This is a genomic window from Flavobacterium suncheonense GH29-5 = DSM 17707 (assembly GCF_000430025.1).
Taxonomy (GTDB): Bacteria; Bacteroidota; Bacteroidia; order Flavobacteriales; family Flavobacteriaceae; genus Flavobacterium; species Flavobacterium suncheonense.
This window is the reverse complement of sequence record NZ_AUCZ01000007.1, coordinates 133,836-153,395: the sequence shown is the minus strand read 5'-3', so window position 1 is coordinate 153,395 and position 19,560 is coordinate 133,836. Positions and strand designations below refer to the sequence as shown.

The window sequence follows — 19,560 nt, the reverse complement described above, 5'->3', positions numbered from 1 at the left end:
TGTTGAAAAAATAAAAAAGCGGCTCAAAAGGCCGCTTAATCGTTAAGAATTTAAGTTCAGTTTTATGAATAATTCATCGAGTTGCTTGTTGTCAATTGCGGAAGGCGCATCAATCATCACATCTCTTCCGGAATTGTTTTTCGGGAAGGCGATGAAATCCCGGATGGTTTCCTGCCCGCCCAAAATCGCTACCAAACGATCCAATCCGAAGGCTAAACCTCCGTGTGGCGGCGCACCGAACTGGAAGGCGTTCATCAGAAAGCCGAACTGATTTTCAGCTTCTTCTTTGCTGAACCCTAACAATTCAAACATTCTGGCCTGTAGGTCTTTATCGTGAATACGGATGGAACCGCCACCGATTTCGTTTCCGTTTAACACCATGTCATAAGCATTAGCTCTGATTTTACCAGGCTCCGTACCGATTAAATGGATATCCTCCGGTTTTGGCGAGGTGAACGGGTGGTGCATCGCGTGAAAACGGCCGCTTTCTTCATCCCATTCCAATAGCGGAAAATCTACTACCCAAAGCGGTGCAAATTCGTCCGGTTTGCGTAAACCTAAACGAGTAGCCACTTCCATACGAAGCGCGCTCAATTGCGCACGGGTTTTATTTGCCGGTCCTGACAAAACGAAAATGATATCGCCCGGTTTTGCTCCGGTGATTTCGGCCCACTTTTTCAAATCGTCCTGATCGTAGAATTTGTCTACAGAGGATTTTAAACTGCCGTCCGCTTCATATTTACAGTATACCATGCCTGAGGCGCCCACCTGAGGTCGTTTTACCCAGTCGATGAAAGCGTCGATTTCTTTTCTGGTGTATGCTGCTCCACCCGGAACAGCAATTCCTACTACCAATTCTGCGGCATTGAATACGCCGAAATCTTTGTGTTGTGCCACGGCATTCAGTTCTCCGAATTCCATGCCGAAACGGATGTCCGGTTTGTCGTTCCCGTAGGTTTTCATGGCATGCTCGTAGGTCATTCTCGGGAATTTATCCACTTCGATGCCTTTTACTTCTTTCAGTAAGTGGCGCGTTAAGCCTTCAAACATGTCGATGATGTCTTCCTGCTCCACAAAAGCCATTTCACAGTCGATTTGCGTAAATTCCGGCTGACGGTCGGCACGTAAATCTTCATCGCGGAAACATTTCACAATCTGGAAATATTTGTCCATACCGCCTACCATCAACAATTGTTTGAACGTTTGCGGGGACTGCGGCAAGGCGTAAAACTGTCCCGGATTCATGCGGCTTGGTACCACGAAATCGCGGGCGCCTTCCGGAGTCGACTTTATTAAATAAGGGGTTTCTACCTCGCAAAAACCTTTGTCGGATAAATAATTTCGGACCTCCTGAGTTACTTTGTGGCGGAACAACAAGCTGTTTTTTACCGGATTTCTTCGGATGTCCAGATAGCGGTATTTCATGCGGATGTCTTCTCCGCCGTCCGTTTCGTCTTCAATGGTGAACGGAGGCAGCATCGCCTGGTTTAAAACGGTAAGTTCCGAAACCAGAATTTCGATGTCTCCGGTAGCCATGTTCGGGTTTTTCGATTCGCGCTCGATAACGGTTCCTTTCACCTGAATCACGAATTCACGGCCTAAGGTTTTAGCCAGTTCGAAAACGGCTTTGTCGGTGCGGCTTTCGTCAAAAATTAATTGGGTGATACCGTATCGGTCGCGTAAATCCACCCAAATCATAAAACCTTTGTCGCGGGATTTCTGAACCCAACCGGCCAGGGTTACTGTAGTATTATTGTGTGAAAGATTTAATTCTCCACAAGTATGACTTCTGTACATGTGCATAAAATTTGGTGCAAATTTAGTTTTTATTTTCGAGTTTAAAACCTGAGGATTCAATTAATAAGGATTTTTAGCGTTGTGGTTTTGCTTTGTGTTAAATTTTGCTTTTAACCCATGAAATGGATTCGGATAAATTTCGGTATTTATAGAAAATATTGTAATTTAGAAGAGTAATTAAATAGGGTCTTGTTAAAGCATGATTGATAATTGCTTTTGAGGAAAGTTTTAGTTAATTATTGTAATTGATACGTTATAACAATACTAAAGACGGGTTGACAAGCCGAACTTAATCACGGTCTGCTTTCAAGAAAAGATTATATCGGTTTGTAGGATTTAAACACCACCGTTTTTAAAGAGGAATGGCTGTTACAGAGTAGTGACAGCCATTCTTGTTTAACGAACTTCTGTTTTGAGCAATAAAAAAACCGCTGCAGCTATGCAGCGGTTTTTTTATTGGAGTTGTGAAATTACATTTCGTGTTTTGGGGTAAAGCCGTCTTCACTCAGTTCTTTATGCTCGTAGGCTTCCACCATCAGAGCCGCATAATCTGTAGCTTCGCCTTTGGTAAACTTATGAACGATTTTGTCCATGATGTCGTAAATTACCGGAACGATTACCAGAGTTAAGAATAATGAGGAAATCAATCCGCCGATGATTACCCAGGCCAATCCGTTTTTCCATTCGGCACCGGCTCCTGAGGCTAAGGCAATCGGTAACATACCGAACACCATCGCAATCGTCGTCATCAAAATCGGACGCAGACGGGCGTGGTTCGCCTGAATTAAGGCTGTGTGTACGGTTTCACCAGCCGCTCTTCGCTGATTGGTAAAGTCGACCAGCATAATCGCGTTCTTACACACCAGCCCGATTAGCATGATGATTCCCAAAATGGTAAAGATGTTCAGGGAATTGTTGGTTAACCCAAGTGCTAACAACGCTCCGATGAAGGATAACGGCACGGCAAACAAAACCACAAACGGGTGCACATAACTATCGTACAAAGCCACCATAACCAGGTATACCAAAATAATCGCGGCTAAAAGGGCAAATCCTAAGGTACCGAAACCTTCCGTCTGGTTTTCCATATCACCGCCCCAAACGTAGTTGACACCCGTTGGTTTGTGCAGTTTTTCAAATTTGGCTTGCCATTCTGCGGCTACCGTACCCGTTGGACGTCCTACGGTTTGTCCTTTAATCGTAACCGAAGCGGTTTTATCACGACGCTCTAGCTGACTTGGTCCTGAACCTTCTTTTACGGTAGCAAATTGCGATAGTTTAATTTGTTGCCCCATTTTATTGATGAACGTCAAATTACTTACATCGTCTATGTTTTTACGGTTAAAATCGTTGTATTTTAAGTTGATGTCGTATTCGTATTCTCCCGCACGGAATTTACTGTCGGTGTTTCCACTGAAAGCGGTTTGCATCGTCATTCCCACGGTTTGTAAATCTAATCCTAGAGCGGCCATTTTATCACGGTCTACCTGTACGTTGATTTCCGGGTTTCCGGTTTCTACCGACAATTTAATTTCGGAGGCACCGGCGATGGTGTATAATTCCTTTTCAGCGGCTTTGGCAAAAACCATGGCGCTGTCTAACGTGGTTCCGGTAACGACTAACGCTAAAGGCGCTTCTTCGGCCGTACCCATGATACTCATTCCTACTGTCTTGATTTTGGCACCGACTAATTCCTGCTGTAATTTACGTTTGATTTTCGCTGCATACACATACGAATCGTCTTCCCGTTGGTCCTGATCGACCATTTTTACCCGGATTTCCGATTTGTAAGCCGTAGCTTGCGTTCCGGAAAAACCTTCCGAAGTCTGTCCTACGGTGGTAATCAAATTGGTTACATCTTCTTGTTTTTTAAGAAAAGCTTCCGCTTTTTGCGTCATGAAGTTGGTTTGTTCCAAGGAAGCGTCTTTCGGCATTTCAATCTGTACTAAAAACTCTCCGGCATCGGAACGGGCAAAGAATTCCCCGCCAACGTAGCCTCCACCTAACATTAATATTGGAACAGCAAAAAAGAGAATAGTGATACTTACTAAAATAGCTACTTGTCTTAATGTGCTTTTTAATGCCCATTCTAAAAGACTGCTTATAAAATTTGTAAAACGGGTTAGTTGCGCTTCGAAAGCCAAGATGGTTTTTCCGAAAAGGTTTTTCCCTTCAATATGTTCTAATTTTCCAAAACGAGAAGATAACCAAGGTACAATAGTAAACGACGACAATAGGGACAAAAGGGTGGAGATTACTACGGTCACACAGAATTGTGTAATAATGTTAGAAACCAATCCGGTACTCATGGCAATAGGCAGGAATACCACCACAATTACCAAGGTAATAGAAGTTACGGTGCCTCCGATTTCAGCGGTTCCGTCAAAAGCGGCACGAACGCGGTTTTTCCCCATTTCCATGTGCCTGTAAATGTTCTCGAGTACTACGATGGCGTCGTCCACCAAAATACCCACAACTAGGGATAATCCCAATAAACTCATTAAGTTCAGCGTATAACCCATCACCACGAAACCGATAAAAGTCGCAATCAGGGAAGCTGGAATGGATACCATTACAATCAGGGAGTTACGCACACTGTGTAAGAAGAACAACATCACCAAGGCAACCAGTAATACGGCCAGCATCAAATCGTGGATTACCGCATCGGCTGCATTTAGCGTAAACACGGAACTGTCGTTGGCGATGTTTAACTCCAGTTTTTCCTGAGCATAATCGTTTCTTAATTGCCCTAATAACTTCTGCACTTGTTCACTTACATCTACGGCATTCGCATCGGATTGTTTGATGATTTGCAGGATGATGGCGTTTTTCTGGTCGACACGGGCAATTTTTTCGGTGGTTTTCTGAGCGTCCTGTACATCGGCTATATCGCCTAAACGTACCTGAGAACCGTTGGTACTGGCAATTACCAGATTGCGCAATTCTTCAACCGTTTTGTATTTTCCCGCCAAACGGATTAGGATTTTCTGTTCACGCGTTTGAATGTTTCCGGTAGGGAAATCCAGATTCGAAGCCAAAACAGCCTGCTGCACCTGCGGTACGGACAAGCCGAAACCTTTCATTTTGTCCGCATCCATGTTTACCTGAATCTCTCGTTCCTGACCTCCCACAAGGTTAATCTGCGCCACACCGTTTACTCGGGATAAAATCGGTTTGATTTTTTTGTCAATCAGGTCGAAAAATTCCGCTTCTTCCATTTTGGCGTTGGCACCGATGGTCATGATCGGCAAGTCGCTCAGGGAGAATTTGCTTAACGAGGGTTGTTTTACATCGTCGGGTAAATCTCCCAACACGGCGTTTACTTTGCGTTGGGCGTCGTTTAAAGCTACGTCGGCATCGGCGTTACTGGTAAGCTGTACGGCAATGGTTGACAAACTTTCGTAAGATTTCGATTCGATTTTTTTGATGTTTTCCATCGAGGAAATCGCGTCCTCGATTTTTTTGGTTACGGTATTTTCCACCTCACCCGGCGAAGCTCCCGGGTAAACGGTAGAAATACTGATTACGTTTTGTTCGAATTTCGGGATCAATTCGTATCCTAAAAGTCCGTAGCTAAACAATCCTCCGAGGGTCAGTATCGTGAACAGCACGACTACCAGCGACGGACGTTTAATGGATATTTCTGCTAATTTCATATGTTTTTTCTAGTTTAAGGGAAAGGGAAAAGTTGTTGGAATTGCCATTCTCCGATGCCTTAGCCCTTGTTGCTTGTCACTTATTTTAATACCGTTACTTTTGTTCCGTCCGTTAAGTTGATTTGCCCGCTGGTAATCACAATGTCACCATTGGCCAGTCCGTTAAGGATTTCTACCTGCTCCCCGAAAATTCGTCCGGCGGTTACTTTTTTCAGTTTGGCGGAACCGTCTTTTTCCACTACGAAAATTTCATTGGCACTTACACTTCCCACGAAAGCGGTTCTCGGCACAATCATCAGCGGTGTATTGTCGGTGGTGGTCGGAACGAAATTCGCGGTACCGTACATTCCGGCTTTTAAATCGCCGGACGGGTTGTTGACAATTTCAATTTCCACGGCAAAGTTTAAACTTGCATCGGCTTTTGGCGCGATGAAGGTAATTTTTCCGTCGAATGCTTTATCCGGAAATACCGTTGCGGTTACCTTAACTGGACTTCCGATTTTCAGGCTGCTTACCTGATTTTCGTTTACCGTAACTTTAAGTTTCAGTTTGGAAACGTCTACGATTTCGAACATTTCTGTAGGTGGCATTCCGGCAAGAATGGTTCCCACTTCGATGTATTTTTTGTTGATGATACCACTAAACGGTGCTTTGATTCGCGTATCGCCCACATTGATGTTCGCCTGTGTCAAACGCGCTTTGGCGTTTACCATGTTGATGCGTGCCTGATCCAACTGTTGTTTGGTTACCCCGCCGGTTTTATAAGCACTTTCGAAACGGTTGTAATCACTTAAAGCATTCTGATAGTTGGCATTTGCGGTTTGTGCTTCCACATTGATAACATCGCCTCGCACTACGGCAAGGGTTTGTCCTTTGCTTACGCGGTCGCCTTCTTTTACCAAAACACTGATGACTTTCCCTGATTTTTCTGCGGAGAAATTTAGTTCCTGAGCCGGTGCAAACGTTCCGTTGGTGGTAAAGTTCTGATTTACCGATTCGGTTTTTACAGTGTCTACCTTAACAACTACGGTGGCGTTGTTTTCGGCTACAACGGCTGTTTTGGCTTCGTTGCTCGCTTTGTTTTTGCTTAATACGAATCCGATTAGACCTAAAGCGCCTAAAATGATTACTACTGTGGTTATTTTATTCTTCATTGTTTGATTAGTTTACTAAATTTTTTAATTCTCCTTTTGATTTGATGATTTGTATTTCCGCCAGTTTGTATTCCAATTGGGCGGTGGTGTAATTGTTTTGCGCTTCGGATAAAGCGTTTTCGGCATCCAGTAATTCGGTTAAGGAAGCCAAACCGTTTACGTAATTGTTTTTGGTGTTTTCCAGAACCGTTTTGGCTAAATCGGCATTTTCTTTTTGGGTTTGGATGTTGATGATGCTGTTGTTTAGCTGTGTTTTGGCATTCTCAAACTGATAGTTTAAGGCCAGTTCAGTGTCTTTGATGTCTTCTTCAACTTTTTTCAGACTTACTTCCGCCTGACGTACTTTGGAACGGGTGGAAAAGCCTGAGAAAACAGGAATGTGAAGGTTTAATCCGATGGAAGAAAAGTCGGTCCAGAAAACATCGTTAGGTTTTCCGCCCAAAGGCATTTTCGTTCCCTGTCCTAAGTAGCCGTAATTGGCACTAAGCGACAGCACCGGAAAATATTCCGCCTGATAGGCTTTTTTCTGAAAACTCAGCAATTGCTCCTGCTTCTTTAAAAGCGCCATTTCGGTTCTGTTGCCGGTTTCGGCTTTCGTGATAAAAGCTTCTGCGGTTACGGTTATGGAATTTTCAGGAAGTTTGATTTCTTGCTCCATTGGCATTCCGATGAAGAATTTTAAAGTGTTTTCCTGAAGTTGTACCGCATTGGTCAATTGCTGGCGTGCGGCTTCCAGATTGCTTACTTTCACCGAAATACGGTCTAAATCGATTTTTTTGGCTAGGCCGTTGTCGTATTGTCCTCTGATAATGTCGCGCACTTTTTTGGTGCTTTCCAGGTTGCTTTCGGCTATGGCCAATTTTCGTTGGGTTACATATACCTGATAGTAGCTGTTGGCTACTTTTTCAATCAGTTGTTCTTCGGTTAACTGTTGGTTGATGCTGTAAAATTCGCGGGTGGAACGCGCCGCTTTCAAACCGGTAAAAACAGACTGATTGAACAGGTTCTGCGATAAACTCACGGTTCCGTTACTCGTCCATTTCTGGCCCAGCGGCGCTAAAATGATGGAACCTTCAGGACCGCCGAAAAATTCACCCGGAAGCGCGTTTTGTTGCAGAATCGGGTTATAGGTTAAACCTCCGTTAAGACTGATTTGCGGCAAGGCCTGAGCCCGAACCTCCGCAATTTTGTGATTGCTGTTTTCTACTTCGAGTTTTGCTTTTTTAGCCTCGGCTTTGTTTTCTAGGGCGAAAGTAAGAGCATCTTTCAGGGACAGTTCTTTAACTTGTGCCTGAAGCGCAGAAGCGATGCATAGCAGTGCGATGGTTATCTTGTGTTTCATTTTTTGATGTTATTCTTGTTTGATGATAAATTGTTTTAAAACGGCCAGTCCCTTTTCTGTTGTGATGCCTCTTAAATGGTATTCAAGGAAATTTTCCTGAAGGCTTCTCATGTTAAACATGGTTTCGGGAAATATTTCGATGTCTTTCAGCGAATTCAGACCGGTGTAATAGATACGCCCGATAAATTCCAGATCGATTTCTTTGCGGTACAGCCCCAGTTCAATTCCTCTTTTCAGATTTTGAATCACACAACTGTCCAGCTTATCAAATTGCTTGCATTTTAAGGTCGAAAAAATCTTCGGATAGAATTTCTGAAGCTGATAAAAAGGAGAGCTGCTCTCGTTTTTTAAATGGCGCAGCACATATTCTTTGATTTCAAACAACTCTTCTATCGGATTTTTATTCACGGCACAGATTTCATCGATACCGGCAGAAATAGTCTCAAAAAGAAACAGGGTGGTGGCTTGTACCAGATCGTCTTTGGTCGCGTAATGCTGGTAAATCGTTTTTTTCGAAATGCCCAGTTCGTTGGCGATGTCATCCATGGTCACACTTTTAAAACCTAAAGAGAGGAACATGTCTGAAGCTTTCTGTAAAATATCATTCTTCATTCTTCAATTATTTGACGCAAATTTACAACGGAAACTTTTAACACTGAAAAAGTTTCCAAAGTATTTAGAAAAATTTAACATTTGATTTGCTTTTGAAAAACTCGCCATTTGGAGTACTTTAGCCGAAAATTTAGTTGTATGCATTCCATTTCGCAGTACCAAACGTTTATTGCCGAGCATTTTGCCCAAATTTCCATCGACAAAGAGCCGAAAAATTTATACGAACCCATTCAGTATATTTTATCGTTGGGAGGAAAGCGCATCCGGCCGGTTTTAACCCTAATGGCTGCAGAAGTTTTCAATGCCGACTATAAAAAAGCGTTGGCTGCGGCTACGGCGGTTGAGGTTTTTCACAATTTTTCGCTGATCCACGACGACATTATGGACGATGCACCGTTGCGTCGCGGGCATGAAACTGTGCACGAGAAATGGGACATCAACACCGGTATTTTGTCTGGAGATGCCATGCTGATTTTGGCGTACCAGTATTTTGAACAGTACGAACCTGCTGTCTTCAGAGATTTGGCAAAATTGTTCAGTAAAACGGCTCTGGAAGTGTGTGAAGGCCAGCAGTGGGATGTCGATTTCGAAAATCGCGACAACGTGACCATACAGGAATACCTGAAAATGATTGAATACAAAACAGCTGTTTTAGTGGGTGCCGCGATGAAAATGGGTGCGATTGTAGCCGGAACCTCAGACGAAAATGCGAACCTGATTTACGATTTTGGTCTGAATTTAGGGATTGCCTTTCAGTTGCAGGACGATTACCTCGATGCGTTTGGCGATCCGTTAACCTTCGGAAAACAGGTGGGCGGTGACATTATCGAAAATAAAAAAACGTATCTTTACCTGAAGGCCGTGGAATTTGCCGATGCCGATGCGAAAGCGCAACTGAAACATCTGTTCTCCATTCAGCCGAGTGACAATACCGATAAAATTGAAAAAGTAAAAGCGCTTTTCAATCAGACGGGTTCCAGTGAAGCTACCCGCGAGGCTATTAAGGATTTTACGTTTAAAGCGTTCGAAACCCTTGATAACATGCAGATCGAATCGGATAAGAAAACCGTTTTAAGAACGTTCGGGGAAAACCTGATGGGCAGAAAAGTATAAGATGTTTGCAGCACCTCAAAATACCGATTTATTGTTATCTGAAGCGCAGAAGGAGGCGTTGTACGTAAAACTGGTGGAGCAAATCAACAAAGATTTTACCTACGCGAACGAAAGTGTCGACTTTGATCCGGCCATTGCGCCCATCGATTTAAAAGTGCAGCTTCACGAGAAAATCTACAAACTCATTCAGTACAAATTCGCCGAATACCTTAATTTACTTTACATTATTGATGTATCCGAAGATAAAATCAAACAGCTTGACGGTTCTGATTTGGTCGACTTGGCCGAACAGGTTACTTTTCTGATTCTGAAGCGCGAATGGCAGAAGGTTTGGTTTAGAAATAGGTTGTAAAAAATAAAATTAATCCTCTTTTTTTACCGTAAAGAGCATCTCGCCGTCAAATTTGTATTCTCCTTTTTTGTAAACTTCTTTGTTAGGGAGAATAACCTCGTAAGTGTAAATTCCTTTTGGTAAATTATAAAGGCATTCTTTTCCGTTGTTCTGTATGACGAGTTCTTTTTTTACTTCATTGTCTTGTGCGTCTTTCCCCGTGATTTTGAAAGTAATTTTCTCTTCGAGTTTGTTTTTAACACACAGACTTTCAATCGCTGTAGTATTTTTTTTGGGTTCCGATTGGGCGACTTTAAAGACGGACAGACCTGCCATAACGATTTCACTTCCTTTTAAAATTTTGTCGAAGTCGGATTGGGCAAAACAAACGGAAGAGAGTAAACTTAATAGAAGTGTGGAATAAAGATTTTTCATGATGCTTAAAGTTTAACTGTTTCATTGTCGATAAACGAATCGTATATTTTGGTGAAATTCTCGTTGGCTTGAAAGAAATCGACGGGATAAAACGTTAATTGATCTTGGTGTACTACAGACTTGTAAAAACCATCAAGTTGTATAATACTTGGGCGAAATTGGAAATTGTCTCCATTTGTTTCGACTAACACTTTGCAGCAGAATTCTGAGCAATACATTTTTTCATCGTCCTCGATATTGAATGAAAAATCGAATTTTATTTTTGAGGCTTTGTGTTTTTCACAAATTTTTTTCAGGTTTTCGAAATCTTGAGGCTTGTTGTTGCATTTCCAAATACTTATATAGTAGGTGTCTTTGGTGATGAAAGAATTTAAGGAGTCGACAATAAGGGAGCTTCCCGCTTCGCTTTTCGTGTCCGAAACATTGAATATTTTAAGTGAACGATTTTCAAGGTATCCTATGCCAACGTGGGTACTGTTTTTGTCCTGCAGGTTAAATTTTTCTGCAATGAATCCGGATTTGGCTTTTGTTCCTCTACACACCATATAAATTGTACTGTCCTGAAGTTTAATATTTTGAAAATCACGATATTTCTGAGCTGAAATAGTAAGACTAACACATAAGAAACAGAATAAATGTATTTTGAGCGATGCTCTTAATGGTTTGAATATAAATTGGTTAAGCATTTTACAGTATGTTATTTTATCGAAAAAGTTATCGAAAGTTTTGCGGCGATATTGTCTTTTAAATTAGGGTTTGAATAGGCGCCATATCTGTAAAAGATTCCGCTGCCAATTCCTAAGTAGCCTAAATTGAGATAATTTATTTTTAACAGATTATCAACCTGAATGCCGGATTCCACAAACAATTTGTCTTTGGTCTTAAAGGGAAGGAGTAGGTGATTGGTGTTGTTTCTTAAATTTCCATAGCCCATATTATGATGTGCCGTTATGTTGGGCTGGAAATTGGCTACTTTAAAAAGTAACCCTCCGAAATTGTGGGATACAAACAAATTAAGATAACAATCGGAGAGGAACTCATACGGAAGCATGGTCTGAAAATTGTTTTTCATAAGAAAAGGAGTGTTGGTATCATAACTTCCTTCGCCGGTGAACAATAAACCATAGGGTAATTGGGTATCAATATATCCTGCAGTTAATCGGTATTTTGTGTTCCCTAAATTTTTAAAGTAAAGCGACTGTTCAACTTCTCCTTCAATCTTATTGTAGTTGAAATAGCTGTTAAATAAATTTTTCAGCCCTTTTGAATAGGCGACTCGGACAATAGGATATTCGGTTCCGATACTGAAATTTTGATTGAAAGTACTGATTATTTTTTCTTTGAAAGCAAATTTTAAATGTACCGCCAGACTGGTGTTGTTGTAATTTTCATAATCATAACCGTCATTTTTGAAGGTGTATGTATATTGTGGGACGACGTGCATTTGCTGAAGTGCAATGTCCCATTTCAAATATTTAAAACTTCTTTTTCCGATTTTTAAAGAGTTTTCGGTAATCATGTCAAATTGGTAACCGATGTAATTTCGTAGCGTAAACAAGTTCTGACTTTGAAGATTCAATCCGTAGCCGCCTGTTTCAATTAAATTCTTCTGATGTTTTAGCCCAATAAAAAAATCATCTTTTTTCGAGACGGTGTAAAGGAATTCTCCGCCATATTTCCATTGTCTGTCTTTGGTGCCATATCCAACAAAGCCACCTATAACGAAATTTTTAAATGTTTTTTCGTTAGTATAAATCCCGGTACCTAAACGAAATCCTTCAAATTTGTTGCAGACAAACGTCTTGGAAATGTCAATGTCAAAATATGTTGTAGGGAATTTATTTAGGGATATTTTTTCAAAGAATGTCAGGTAGAAGTCGAATTTGTTTTTTTTTCCGATACTGTCGATAACATGGTAAGTTGTTTTTTCTGTAGTATTTAATTTTTCTTCACGAAAGTGATTCCAGTAAATGCTGTCTTTTTGCGTGGCATTTTCATCAATCCTTACAGTTTGAAAGGAGAAGTTTTTTTTCTCCAACGGTAGGTTTAAAGCTACATTGCGTATAAAGCTTTTTCCTTCTACAAACATATTTGTTTTGTTGCTGGGATATTCCGGAAACGACAAAGTGTAATTTAATTGTTCAGGAAACCAGTGCTCATTGTCAATCAGCATGTATTGTTGTTGGATTTTGAGGGTTATTTTGCCTTTAACAAAAGGTGAAGCAATTACGTTTTGGATAGCGTATTTGTTGGTGTTAATATAAAGTAAGCCCTCCAATCCGTCAAATTTTTTGCTTTTTAAAGGTTTGAATGAAATCACATAAACAGTGTCTTTGTTTTGATGAAGCGTATCCTCTATCTTAAACTTGTATTTGTTCAAACTTCCTTTGCTGATTGGGTTAAGGTATGCAACGTTGAATAATTTTATATGATCTTTGTAAAAAGAAAACGGTTGTAAATCTGTTGCCAAAGAGGCGAACGATGGGCTTTTGAATCCGGAAACTTTAGTTGCAATAACCACTTCATTACTTATATCCGGAGATACAAATTTTCTTTCAGTAACACTTTCCATCATAAACAAGTGACCTCCTTTCAATTTTTTCTTAACCGCAGTGAGTGAGTTGTCAACACTGTCTTTGAACTTGAAATCATAAACCGTTTTGTTGTAGGAGTTGTATTGAAACGATTTCAGATTTTCCGGATTGTTTTGCCATTTGTTTTGGATGACTTTTTTTATGATGCGGTTTGCTGGATTCTCGCCATTTGTGATGACTAACTCATTTAATGGTGTTTGTGAGAAATTTAATTCGATGATAAGGGGTTGTTGTGAGGCAATCAACACAGTGTGATTTTGATAGCCTACATAACTACAAGTTAAACGGATTACTTTTTTTTCAGAATGGTATAAAAAGTTGCCTTCTATGTCTGAAGAAGTGCGTAGTAGCGGATTATTGTCAAAAGTTATGTTGGCGAAGGCTAAAGGTTCTTTTGTTTTGCTGTCGATAATCTTCCCTTTAACAATCCCTTGCGGATAGACATATGTTGAGAATAGTATTAATAATAGGCTTAGATTCCGAATCATTTTCAATAAATTATCAAAGTAAGGTAAATACTACAGCAAATATATCTTTTTTTCAAAAACGATTTGCTGTAGTATGATTTATTTACTTTTATTTTCCTATTTCACCCCATACAGCTCCAATTACAGCTCCAACAACAGAGCAAGGAACATTGCAAATCAAATACCCAATTCCGGCTCCTGCTAATGCGCCCCAAAAGCCATCATTGTTTCCTCTGTTATAAGTAAATGCTAAAGTTGTTAATAAAAACTCTTTCTCTTCAGGATTTATTTTGGAAGCTTTAACCTGATCTACTAATTTGATAAGTTCAGTTTTGTTCTCTCCGACTTTCAGCAGGATTTCTTTTGAGTAATTGCTCAATGACAGGTTCTTTAGCTTTTCTTCAGGTTTTTGGCCGTTTAATTGGCTTATGATATCGGTTACGGATTCTAGACTAACCTTTGTTTTTATTGGGGTTTTTAATGTGTAATAGTCAAGGGTTTCCTGATCAACGGATTTAATTTTTCCATTTCTTATATCTTCGATTAAGATTTTGTAAGTGTTTGCCAGATCAATCCCTCTTTGATTGTAAGGGTTGTTTTCCTGACCGAAGGAAATGATTGTAAATGTTAAAGTTAAAAGAAAAGTGTATGCTAATTTTTTCATTTTTGTAATAATTAAATTGATAATAAAAGAAAACAAATCCTCGAGTATTTGTAGTGCAAATATTACAAAATAATACAAAAAAATCAACACTATATGCTTTAAAAGTTATAATTTTGTTTTTAAAACATATAACTTTTCTTATTTTTAATCGTATAAGCCATGAAAACAGGGATTAAAATAAAACGACTACGCGAGAACAGACGACTTTCACAAGAAGAATTAGCCTGCTTAATTGGTGTAAGTCAGGTAACAATTGGAAAATGGGAGCAGGGTACAGGTATCAAGCACGAGTACATTAAGAAACTTGCAACTTCACTCAATGTATCCGTTGAATACTTATTATTAGAAGAAAAGCAACAGGATAGCGGCATGGTAGCTGTTACAAATAATGAAAAACATATTGAAATAACCATTAAAGCTTCGGGAGAACTAATTGAAAGCTTTTTTGCACAAATAGACAGACTAATTGTGGAAAAGAACAATAAACATCAGAAATAGACTCTAACAAACGGCATCCACCCCTGACTGTACACATTATTTGCTTCTTTGTACAATACATTATACCGAATCCCGACGGTCACGTTATCCGCGCGGTACCCGGCTCCTAAAAATAAAGCGGTGTTCCAGAAATTGTCTTTGATTTCCGGGTTAAATTGTGTGTACGTATTGTTTACACGAAGCTGTTCCAGTTCCACGGAAATCTGAGCTTCCGGGATTGGGTTGAACAATTCGATCAGGCTTAAACCGTATAGGTGTGAATTGAAGTAATCCCGCGAGCTTACATAGCTGTATTGCGCCCCCAAACCGGTTGAAAAATAATCGTTTACCTCATAAATAGCGCTCGGTGCCACCATGATGTTGGAATACCCGCTGCCCACACTCAAACCCAGTCCGCCGCCGAAATGAACATGACTCCAAAAATTACTTTTTTGTTGCGAATTTTCACTTTCCTGAGCGTATCCTGAAGGAATAACTGTTAAAAAAAGAAGAGACGGTAAAACAAATGTTAAAAAAATATGGAAGTTGATTTTGAAGTTCATCATTAAGAAGAATTTATGACATAAAAGTATGAAAAACATTAGAAGATTATTATAAAGTATTGTACTTTTGCGTAAATTTTTTTAACCCAAAATCGTCATACGACAGTATTATGGATAGGTTTTCCTTTTTAAACGCAGCACATACGGCATTTTTTGCCGATTTATACGACCAATATTTAGAAAATCCGGACAGTGTAGAACCCAGTTGGAGAAGTTTTTTTCAGGGGTTTGATTTCGCCAACGAATTTGGCAACGGTCCTGTAGCGCAACTCAATGCGATGGCCAACGGAGAAATAGCTGTTTCCGGAAATTCCGAAAAAATACAGAAAGAATTCAATGTTTTAAAGCTGATTGACGCCTACAGAACCCGCGGGCACCTGTTTACCAAAACCAATCCGGTTCGCGAGCGCAGAACGTATTCGCCAACGCTGAATATCGAAAACTTCGGACTGACCACCGCTGATCTGAATACCGTTTTTGATGCCGCCCGAATTGTCAATCTGAATCCTTGTTCGCTTCAGGAAATTTTAGACCACCTGAACAAAGTATATTGCGAATCCATCGGAGTGGAGTACATGTACATCCGCGATCCGAAAGTCATCGACTGGATTCAGCGCCGTCTGGACATCAATGACAACCTGCCGAATTTTGCTCCGGACGCCAAAAAACGCATCCTGAAAAAATTAAACGAGGCGGTTTCTTTCGAGAACTTCCTTCACACCAAATACGTAGGGCAGAAACGTTTCTCTTTAGAGGGAATCGAGTCGGCTATTCCGGCTTTAGATTTCTTGATTGAAGCCGCAGCCGATAAAGGCGTAGAGCAATTCGTAATGGGAATGGCACACCGTGGCCGTCTGAACGTATTGGCCAATGTGTTCGGAAAACCAACGCAGGACATTTTCTCCGAATTTGACGGAAAAGATTACGATGACGACGCTTTATTCGACGGGGACGTAAAATACCACCTGGGATTAACCGCGACCCGTACCACGCAATCGGGTAAAAACATCAACATCAATTTAGCGCCGAACCCTTCGCACCTGGAAACGGTTGGGGCTGTAATTGAAGGAATTGCCCGTGCGAAACAGGACAAATATTTTTCCGAAGATCCGTCCAAAGTATTGCCGATTGCCGTACACGGAGACGCTGCCGTAGCCGGTCAGGGGATTGTGTATGAAATCATTCAGATGGCAAAACTCGACGGATATAAAACCAACGGAACCATTCACGTAGTGTTCAACAATCAGGTAGGATTTACCACCAACTATCTGGATGCGCGTTCTTCAACCTACTGTACCGATATCGCCAAAGTAACCTTGTCGCCGGTATTGCACGTAAACGCAGACGATGCCGAAGCGGTAGTACACGCGATGTTGTTCGCTTTGGAATACCGTATGGAATTCAAACAGGACGTGTTCATCGACTTGTTAGGCTACCGAAAATACGGGCACAACGAAGGAGACGAACCGCGATTCACCCAACCGAAATTATACAAAGCCATTTCCAAACATAAAAACCCGAGAGACCAGTATGCCGACAAACTGAAAGCAGAAGGAACCATCGACGGCAATTATGTAAGCGAACTGGAAGCACAGTACAAAGCCAATCTGGAGGAAAGCTTAGAGGAATCCCGCAAAAGAGATTTAACGGTAATCACGCCGTTCATGCAGGACGAATGGAAAGGATTCGAGCAGGCAGAAGCTTCGGTTATGCTTCAGAAATTTGAAACCAAAGTAGACCGCAAAATATTGGACGATGTGGCCAAAACCGTAACGGAACTGCCATCAGACAAAAAATTCATCAGCAAAATCACCAAACTGATTGCCGACCGTAAAGCGATGTATTTCGATACGGACAAACTGGATTGGGCAATGGGTGAAATGCTGGCCTACGGTTCCCTGTTAACGGAAGGGTACGACGTGCGTATCTCCGGTCAGGACGTAGAGCGCGGAACCTTCTCGCACCGTCACGCGGTGGTAAAAGTGGAAGATTCCGAAGAAGAAGTAATCCTGTTGGATCACATCCCGAACAAAAAAGGAAACTTCTTCGTGTATAATTCCCACCTTTCCGAATACGGCGTTTTAGGTTTTGAATACGGTTATGCCTTAGCCAATCCGAATGCCTTAACCATTTGGGAAGCACAGTTCGGGGATTTCGGCAACGGGGCGCAAATCATGATTGACCAGTACATTTCCGCAGCGGAAGACAAATGGAACAACCAGAACGGTATCGTTATGTTGCTGCCGCATGGGTATGAAAACCAAGGTGCTGAGCACTCTTCAGCGCGTATGGAGCGTTTCTTACAACTGTGTGCCAACCACAACATGTACGTAGCGGATTGTACGACTCCGGCCAACTTCTTCCACTTGTTAAGAAGACAATTGGTAACGAAATTCCGTAAACCGTTGGTAGTGTTTACACCTAAGAGTTTACTGCGTCACCCGGAAGCAGTTTCGTCTGTCGAAGAATTCGCCAACGGCCAGTTCCAGGAAGTTATCGACGATGCCAACGTGAACAAAGCCGATATCAAAACCTTAGTGTTTTGTACCGGTAAATTCTACTACGACTTAAAAGCGGAACGGGAAGCAAACGGCAGAACCGATGTAGCCTTGGTACGCGTAGAGCAATTGTTCCCGTTACCAATCGAACAGATGAAAGCCGTTATTGCACAATATCCGAATGTAGACGACTACGTTTGGGCACAGGAAGAACCGCGCAACATGGGGGCCTACGGCTATATGCTGATGAACTTCCACGAAGTGAAATTCCGTGTGGCTTCGCCTAAAGCGTACAGTGCGCCGGCAGCGGGTAGTTACGTGCGTTCTAAGAAACGTCATGCGGCGGCCATTGCAATGGTTTTCGACAAAACCTTATTCCAATAAAAATTGTATTTTTGAACATCATATCACTAACAACACTTATAAAATTATATAAACGATGATTTTAGAAATGAAAGTCCCTTCACCGGGAGAATCGATCAAGGAAGTAGAAATTGCTACTTGGTTAGTAAAAGACGGCGATTATGTAGAAAAAGACCAGGCAATTGCCGAGGTTGATTCCGATAAGGCGACTTTAGAGTTACCGGCTGAAATGAGTGGAATCATTACCCTTAAAGCCGAAGAGGGAGACACGGTAGCCGTTGGAGCCGTAGTGTGTTTAATCGACACTGACGCTGCTAAACCAGAAGGCGGAGCAGCACCGGCCGCAGCAAAAACAGAAGAAGCGCCAAAAGCGAATACTTCGACAAGCTCAGCAACCACAGCACCGGCTCCGGTAGCAGCAACCTATGCAACAGGTTCGGCTTCACCGGCGGCCAAGAAAATTTTGGCAGAGAAAAATATTGAGCCATCTTCTGTTAAGGGTACTGGAAAATCCGGTAGAATTACTACAGAAGATGCGATGAATGCACAAGCAGCTATGGGAACACCAACCGGAGGTTCCCGCGGTTCAGAAAGAACGAAATTATCAATGTTGCGTCGTAAAGTAGCCGAGCGTTTGGTAGCGGCGAAAAACGAAACTGCGATGTTAACCACATTCAACGAAGTAAACTTAACGAATGTGAACGCTATCCGCAGCGAATATAAAGATGCTTTCAAAGACAAACATGGGGTTTCCTTAGGGTTCATGTCTTTCTTTACCAAAGCAGTGACCCGAGCGTTACAATTGTATCCGGATGTGAATTCGATGATTGATGGCGACCACAAAATTTCATACGATTTCTGTGATATCTCGGTAGCGGTTTCAGGACCGAAAGGTTTAATGGTACCAGTAGTGCGCAACGCAGAGTTGTTAACCTTCCGTGGGATAGAAGCGGAAATCAAACGTTTGGCCTTACGTGCCCGTGACGGTCAGATTACCGTAGACGACATGACCGGAGGAACGTTCACCATTTCTAACGGTGGGGTTTTCGGAAGTATGTTATCGACGCCAATCATCAACCCGCCACAATCTGGAATTTTAGGAATGCACAACATTATTGAGCGTCCGATTGCCGTAAACGGTCAGGTAGTGATTGCTCCGATGATGTATGTAGCCTTATCGTACGACCACCGTATCATCGACGGACGTGAATCTGTAGGATTCCTTGTAGCGGTAAAAGAAGCCTTGGAAAATCCGGTAGAATTACTAATGGATAACAATCCTAAGAAAGCGTTGGAGTTATAATCCAATTTAAATCATTATAAAAAAATCCCGTTTGGCTTTCAAACGGGATTTTTTATTGGTGGTGTTTCCAAAACCGTTGCGATCAACAGTTTTTTACCTTCCCTTATTGCTCACACAGTTCTTTCAGTTTGCCGAGTGCGAAAGGTTGTTTGCTGAGGTATTGCTGCCAATTCATAAACAGTTATGCTTTC

Annotated in this window: 15 protein-coding genes; 5 read left to right on the top strand and 10 right to left on the bottom strand. The window is 41.5% G+C overall.

From position 1 onward, the window contains the following. Positions 1–42 precede the first annotated feature (42 nt). The 5 genes from aspS to G498_RS0104650 form a co-directional block, all read right to left on the bottom strand. Positions 43–1,797, bottom strand: coding sequence for an aspartate--tRNA ligase (gene aspS, locus G498_RS0104670; RefSeq protein ID WP_026980089.1), 1,755 nt, complete (start codon positions 1,795–1,797; stop codon positions 43–45). Positions 1,798–2,267: 470 nt separating this feature from the next. After that, positions 2,268–5,453: an efflux RND transporter permease subunit gene (locus G498_RS0104665; protein ID WP_026980088.1), complete on the bottom strand. Its 3,186-nt coding sequence runs from the start codon at positions 5,451–5,453 to the stop codon at positions 2,268–2,270. An 80-nt stretch (positions 5,454–5,533) separates the two neighbouring features. Then, positions 5,534–6,607, bottom strand: coding sequence for an efflux RND transporter periplasmic adaptor subunit (locus G498_RS0104660; RefSeq protein ID WP_026980087.1), 1,074 nt, complete (start codon positions 6,605–6,607; stop codon positions 5,534–5,536). Between the two features lie 7 nt (positions 6,608–6,614). Continuing rightward, on the bottom strand, positions 6,615–7,949 hold the full coding sequence (locus tag G498_RS0104655; RefSeq protein ID WP_026980086.1) for a TolC family protein: 1,335 nt from the start codon (positions 7,947–7,949) through the stop codon (positions 6,615–6,617). 9 nt (positions 7,950–7,958) lie between these two features. Next, positions 7,959–8,561, bottom strand: a complete 603-nt coding sequence (locus G498_RS0104650) for a TetR/AcrR family transcriptional regulator (protein WP_026980085.1) — start codon at positions 8,559–8,561, stop codon at positions 7,959–7,961. Positions 8,562–8,699: 138 nt separating this feature from the next. On the opposite strand from G498_RS0104650, the gene G498_RS0104645 reads away from it, so the two are divergent. Together G498_RS0104645 and G498_RS0104640 are read left to right on the top strand one after the other, a co-directional pair. Then, the gene (locus G498_RS0104645) at positions 8,700–9,674 is read left to right on the top strand and encodes a polyprenyl synthetase family protein (protein WP_026980084.1); all 975 of its coding nucleotides are present in this window, start codon (positions 8,700–8,702) and stop codon (positions 9,672–9,674) included. 1 nt (position 9,675) lies between these two features. Beyond that, positions 9,676–10,026 carry a hypothetical protein gene (locus tag G498_RS0104640; protein ID WP_026980083.1) on the top strand — a complete coding sequence of 117 codons (351 nt, stop codon included), beginning with the start codon at positions 9,676–9,678 and terminating at the stop codon, positions 10,024–10,026. A 9-nt stretch (positions 10,027–10,035) separates the two neighbouring features. On the opposite strand, the gene G498_RS0104635 is transcribed toward G498_RS0104640, so the two are convergent. From G498_RS0104635 to G498_RS0104620, 4 genes are all read right to left on the bottom strand, one after another. Beyond that, the gene (locus G498_RS0104635; protein WP_026980082.1) at positions 10,036–10,440 is read right to left on the bottom strand and encodes a hypothetical protein; all 405 of its coding nucleotides are present in this window, start codon (positions 10,438–10,440) and stop codon (positions 10,036–10,038) included. 5 nt (positions 10,441–10,445) lie between these two features. After that, positions 10,446–10,985: a YiiX/YebB-like N1pC/P60 family cysteine hydrolase gene (locus G498_RS0104630; protein ID WP_026980081.1), complete on the bottom strand. Its 540-nt coding sequence runs from the start codon at positions 10,983–10,985 to the stop codon at positions 10,446–10,448. 152 nt (positions 10,986–11,137) lie between these two features. After that, complete coding sequence (locus G498_RS0104625; RefSeq protein WP_026980080.1) at positions 11,138–13,522, bottom strand: DUF5686 family protein; 2,385 nt, start codon at positions 13,520–13,522, stop codon at positions 11,138–11,140. A gap of 88 nt (positions 13,523–13,610) precedes the next feature. Continuing rightward, complete coding sequence (locus G498_RS0104620; RefSeq protein ID WP_131387663.1) at positions 13,611–14,165, bottom strand: glycine zipper family protein; 555 nt, start codon at positions 14,163–14,165, stop codon at positions 13,611–13,613. A gap of 159 nt (positions 14,166–14,324) precedes the next feature. Here G498_RS0104620 and G498_RS15350 point away from each other — a divergent pair, with 159 nt between their 5' ends. Then, positions 14,325–14,663: a helix-turn-helix domain-containing protein gene (locus G498_RS15350; RefSeq protein ID WP_051269725.1), complete on the top strand. Its 339-nt coding sequence runs from the start codon at positions 14,325–14,327 to the stop codon at positions 14,661–14,663. Here G498_RS15350 and G498_RS0104610 read toward each other — a convergent pair. Then, positions 14,654–15,208 (bottom strand): hypothetical protein, encoded by a 555-nt coding sequence (locus G498_RS0104610; protein ID WP_026980078.1) that lies wholly within the window; start codon positions 15,206–15,208, stop codon positions 14,654–14,656. The two genes, G498_RS15350 and G498_RS0104610, sit on opposite strands and share 10 nt — an antisense overlap. 107 nt (positions 15,209–15,315) lie before the next feature. Here G498_RS0104610 and G498_RS0104605 point away from each other — a divergent pair, with 107 nt between their 5' ends. Further along, entirely contained in the window at positions 15,316–18,087 is a 2,772-nt protein-coding gene (locus G498_RS0104605) for a 2-oxoglutarate dehydrogenase E1 component (protein ID WP_026980077.1), read from the top strand. A gap of 55 nt (positions 18,088–18,142) precedes the next feature. Beyond that, entirely contained in the window at positions 18,143–19,369 is a 1,227-nt protein-coding gene (gene odhB, locus G498_RS0104600; protein ID WP_026980076.1) for a 2-oxoglutarate dehydrogenase complex dihydrolipoyllysine-residue succinyltransferase, read from the top strand. Positions 19,370–19,560: the final 191 nt, after the last annotated feature.

Bases quoted from the DNA above. Each gene is read 5' to 3' on its own strand.
- aspS (WP_026980089.1), bottom strand. From the start codon at position 1,797: ATGTACAGAAGTCATACTTGTGGAGAATTAAATCTTTCACACAATAAT.
- G498_RS0104665 (WP_026980088.1), bottom strand. From the start codon at position 5,453: ATGAAATTAGCAGAAATATCCATTAAACGTCCGTCGCTGGTAGTCGTG.
- G498_RS0104660 (WP_026980087.1), bottom strand. From the start codon at position 6,607: ATGAAGAATAAAATAACCACAGTAGTAATCATTTTAGGCGCTTTAGGT.
- G498_RS0104655 (WP_026980086.1), bottom strand. From the start codon at position 7,949: ATGAAACACAAGATAACCATCGCACTGCTATGCATCGCTTCTGCGCTT.
- G498_RS0104650 (WP_026980085.1), bottom strand. From the start codon at position 8,561: ATGAAGAATGATATTTTACAGAAAGCTTCAGACATGTTCCTCTCTTTA.
- G498_RS0104645 (WP_026980084.1), top strand. From the start codon at position 8,700: ATGCATTCCATTTCGCAGTACCAAACGTTTATTGCCGAGCATTTTGCC.
- G498_RS0104640 (WP_026980083.1), top strand. From the start codon at position 9,676: ATGTTTGCAGCACCTCAAAATACCGATTTATTGTTATCTGAAGCGCAG.
- G498_RS0104635 (WP_026980082.1), bottom strand. From the start codon at position 10,440: ATGAAAAATCTTTATTCCACACTTCTATTAAGTTTACTCTCTTCCGTT.
- G498_RS0104630 (WP_026980081.1), bottom strand. From the start codon at position 10,985: ATGGTGTGTAGAGGAACAAAAGCCAAATCCGGATTCATTGCAGAAAAA.
- G498_RS0104625 (WP_026980080.1), bottom strand. From the start codon at position 13,522: ATGATTCGGAATCTAAGCCTATTATTAATACTATTCTCAACATATGTC.
- G498_RS0104620 (WP_131387663.1), bottom strand. From the start codon at position 14,165: ATGAAAAAATTAGCATACACTTTTCTTTTAACTTTAACATTTACAATC.
- G498_RS15350 (WP_051269725.1), top strand. From the start codon at position 14,325: ATGAAAACAGGGATTAAAATAAAACGACTACGCGAGAACAGACGACTT.
- G498_RS0104610 (WP_026980078.1), bottom strand. From the start codon at position 15,208: ATGATGAACTTCAAAATCAACTTCCATATTTTTTTAACATTTGTTTTA.
- G498_RS0104605 (WP_026980077.1), top strand. From the start codon at position 15,316: ATGGATAGGTTTTCCTTTTTAAACGCAGCACATACGGCATTTTTTGCC.
- odhB (WP_026980076.1), top strand. From the start codon at position 18,143: ATGATTTTAGAAATGAAAGTCCCTTCACCGGGAGAATCGATCAAGGAA.